3 protein-coding genes and 1 pseudogene are annotated in these 3736 nt (G+C 45.9%); all 4 read left to right on the top strand.

Annotated features, from left to right (window positions below):
• Positions 1–863, top strand: a pseudogene (locus ACED36_RS22015) (type VI secretion system tip protein VgrG); the annotation flags it as partial.
• Positions 863–2191, top strand: a complete 1329-nt coding sequence (locus tag ACED36_RS22020; RefSeq protein ID WP_371733820.1) for a hypothetical protein — start codon at positions 863–865, stop codon at positions 2189–2191. The pseudogene ACED36_RS22015 and the gene ACED36_RS22020, both read left to right, overlap by 1 nt.
• Positions 2188–3159, top strand: coding sequence for a PoNe immunity protein domain-containing protein (locus tag ACED36_RS22025; protein ID WP_371733821.1), 972 nt, complete (start codon positions 2188–2190; stop codon positions 3157–3159). The genes ACED36_RS22020 and ACED36_RS22025 overlap by 4 nt, the downstream gene beginning before the upstream one ends.
• Positions 3156–3662 (top strand): hypothetical protein, encoded by a 507-nt coding sequence (locus tag ACED36_RS22030; RefSeq protein WP_371733822.1) that lies wholly within the window; start codon positions 3156–3158, stop codon positions 3660–3662. The genes ACED36_RS22025 and ACED36_RS22030 overlap by 4 nt, the downstream gene beginning before the upstream one ends.
• Positions 3663–3736 lie beyond the last annotated feature (74 nt).

Consider the following 3736-nt stretch of genomic DNA (forward strand, 5'->3'; position numbering starts at 1 on the left):
CGGACCAACCGATTATCACGGGCAGAACTTATCACGCGACCAATGTGCCGCCCTATCCGCTGCCAGCCAACAAAACCCGTACGGTACTGAGAACCGAAACCCATCAAGGCGAGGGATTTAACGAACTGCGCTTTGAAGACCAAGCAGACAAAGAAGAGATTTACGTTCATGCCCAAAAGGACATGAACCTGCTGGTCGAGAATGACCGCAAAGACAACATCAAACATGATTTGCATCTGGACGTGGAAAACGAGCGTTTCTCGCACATCAAAGTCGATGACCATTTAACCGTCGACGGACAAAGCAAAGAGCATGTGAAGGGTGACATCAGTCTAACTGTTGACGGCTCCCTCCATATTAAACAGGGAAAGAAGCAACTTCTCGAAGCGGGCACCGAAATACACCACAAAGCCGGCGATAAAGTCATCATCGAAGCAGGCACGGAAATCACCATCAAAACAGCCGCGGGCTTTGTAAAACTTGACCCTGCGGGTGTGCATGTTTCAGGTGCGGTAGTTAATTTGAACTCAGGTGGGGCCGCAGGAAGTGGCAGTGGTGCATCACCTGCTCTTCCTAGCATTTCGACATTACTAACCAGCAAAATTGGCACCAACTGGGTGGAGTTTGAATATCTAGACCCTGATATGGCGCCTTTTGCGAACACACCTTATCGCGCCATTTTAAGTGATGGAACAGAAGTACAAGGAACGCTAGATGGTGACGGCTATGCGCGCATTGACGAAGTGCCAGCAGGTCCCGTTCGTGTTTATTATGACCCCGATAATACGTTCGAAGACAAGGCACGAGAAAGCATCAATTCACTCAGCAGCAAGGTGAGTTCTTTAATGGGAGGCGCTAGCTAATGTGGGGAAATGAGCTTTTTCAGTACCTCTATGACAATCTCGAAGGCGCCTACGATGCAGGCGAAAAATATATATCTCAAAAAGCACAGGACGCATACGATTCCACACTCGGTGCGATTGATTGGATTTGGGAAGCGCTTCAAGGAGACTTCAATACCAACCAGACGACCGGACAAATAGCAGCAAACGCTGCACTTGGTATCATCCCAATCGTTGATCAAATATTAGATTGCCGCGACTTAATCGCAAACTGTCGCCATATACATAAAAACAGAAGTGATGTGACGGCTTGGGTCGCTCTTTGCTTCACCCTAATTGGCCTCATTCCCTCGCTAGGCTCTGTGGCAAAGGGGGTATTGAAGATTCTCTTTCTTTTTGTCAGAAAAGCGGGTGGGAATGTTGCTGCAGCGATTCGCCCTGCAATGGCACCTATTATTTCGTTTCTTCAAAACGAAAAAATACGTAAGTTGTTCGACATCCCCAGAATCGATATCGCACTAAGAAAAATCGCAGAAGCGATCAAAAGTATTCGTGGTGAGGTGACTGCAACTGCACTCAAAGGCTATCTTGATAACATTGCAGATGCGCTAACAGATTTAGTCTCACAAATTCGATACCTCGCTCCTGCTAGCGTAAAGGTTTGGCTCGATGAATCTGTTCGGTTGGTACGCGCCGTTCAAGAATCCGCAGATAGAATGTTGGAACCCGCCATCGCGCCAGTGCAACGTATTCTGAACGATATTGAAGAAGCATTAGGCAAACAAGCTGATGAATACTCACCCAGCTATCGAGCTGATGTAAATACACGCACCGTTCACGAACTTGACCCAACAGTCGCTGCAATAAATCCACGCATTCTGACTCGCACACAGAAAGGTCTGTATGGCGAAATTATCAGTGACAACTATATGCTTAACCAAGGTCATCGAAACATGTTGCCGGACGCTCGGCAAGTTCGCTCCTTAGAAGATACTCCTAGAGGCCGTGGCATTGATGGCATTTATGAAAATGGTAATCCGCCACCTCCGTATATAGTGACAGAGACTAAATACCGAACTGACTCTGGTAAATATATTGACTCAGATGGGATAGCAAGAGATAACATTTTGCCGACAACCCATGGTTCAAATGGGTATGTGAGTGCAAAACAAATGAGTGACGCTTGGATCCAGCCAAGATTGGCCGATGAAGTTGGACGAGATGCCGCTGACGATATCATGGACGAAGGATATGCCCGATGGTTAATGATTGTTGATGAATCGGGAGAAGTGGTCAACATTACAAAATTGGACGCCATTGCAAGAAGCATTGAAGAGGTGATGAGATGACAGGACAAGCACTAACATTTAATCAAATGAGAAGGGATGCTTTTCTGGACGAACATGTTTATGACGAACAAAACACCTACTTCAGCAAAGATAACTCTCGGCGCTACACACATCTAACCGATGAAAATAAAGACATATTTCATCGATCAAGTATTAGTTGGTCTCTATTTTTAAATAAAGTAGAGCACGCGCTTCTTGAATACTCTGGAGGAGCGAATATTGAAGCGGTACAACTGCTCGTTGATGTCGCTTTCCAAGATCTTAATCGCCACAAAGACCAATTTACCTTTGAAATAATAAAATACTGGGAGCCAGACGGTTATCAATTTCTTCTTTGGCTGGTCAGTCTTGCAGTGCTAACTGGCAACAAAGATGCTTTGCTCACCATCGCTAGAATGACTGGGAAAAACCCACAAGGTGGCGACGACAAATGCATCGTCCAATTATACACCCGTGTTGGCTTGCAAGGTCTCCCAAGACAAGATTCACTTGTTTTCGAAAAGCCCTACAGCGATTTTTATGATGCCATTAAAGGAGATGGCGTTTCTCCGACAAAATCAGAACGTCAAGCGGCGCTAAATGCCTATCTTAAGGGCTGGTACAAGGGTATGAAAAATTGCTATTGGCATAATCGCCATAAAGGCAGACATGCTACCCACTTTGGCTATTGGTCACTGGAGTCGGGGGCTGCCACCATCCTTTTTGATCTTGACGACAGTGAATACCGCAAGTCGCTTTATTACCCAAAAGATTGGGTAGACTTTGCTCGCGAACAGAATTTTGGTGCTTTATTCAGCCATGAAAAACTACCTTTTCACCATATCGCATTGCCGGGCGATGAGGCACCAGTGACAGCTGAGTGGGTTTCCAATGTCAGCAATGAGGCACTTAAAGCGAACATGGGTGAACGCCTAAGCGGTGATCCGGTTAATAAAGCAGGTGATGCTGCAATATGGATCAGCATATGAAGTACATTGTGCCCTTCGTTTTGTTAGTTACCTCTTTGAACGCTTGGGCTTCACTCTCTGGCAGCTACTCAACACCGCCAGACAGTCTTTCCAACATCGTGTTTTCTGTTACGGAATTAGACGACAAAATAATCTTAGAGCGCAGAGGCGAACTGTATGCAGCAGCCTATATGGATAAAGTAGAAAGATCTGAATTTGCGTCTTATCTCGCTTGGGGAGCAGATGACCTTCAGGATTCAGAGTGTCTCGTTATGCCACTGACGCCACAGGTTAAAATTGAAGAGATCGTGGCATCAAAAGGGGGAGATGTGGTTGCAGTCACAGCCACTGGCAAGTCCACCTTGCGTTTTATTGACGAGCAAAACACAAAGTCCTTTATTCGTTTACCTAAATTTAAGATCCGACAGGTTCTTTGTATTTCTGAAAGCTCGATACCACGCCTGAAAAGCAACGCATTCTTCTACAATCACGCCTTTGGTGTCGTCCCAGTCATTAAGCGTTAGTCTAATTCTAGTCACCCTCCATTCCGGCCAAATCTTGCTCGCTGAGCAATTTTTCGCCCGACATCCAAGCAATT

Source organism: Enterovibrio sp. FF113 (assembly GCF_041439165.1).
GTDB lineage: Bacteria > Pseudomonadota > Gammaproteobacteria > Enterobacterales > Vibrionaceae > Enterovibrio > Enterovibrio norvegicus_A.

Excerpts from the sequence above, each read along its gene's own strand:
- ACED36_RS22030 (WP_371733822.1), top strand. The coding sequence starts at position 3,156 with ATGAAGTACATTGTGCCCTTCGTTTTGTTAGTTACCTCTTTGAACGCT.
- ACED36_RS22025 (WP_371733821.1), top strand. The coding sequence starts at position 2,188 with ATGACAGGACAAGCACTAACATTTAATCAAATGAGAAGGGATGCTTTT.
- ACED36_RS22020 (WP_371733820.1), top strand. The coding sequence starts at position 863 with ATGTGGGGAAATGAGCTTTTTCAGTACCTCTATGACAATCTCGAAGGC.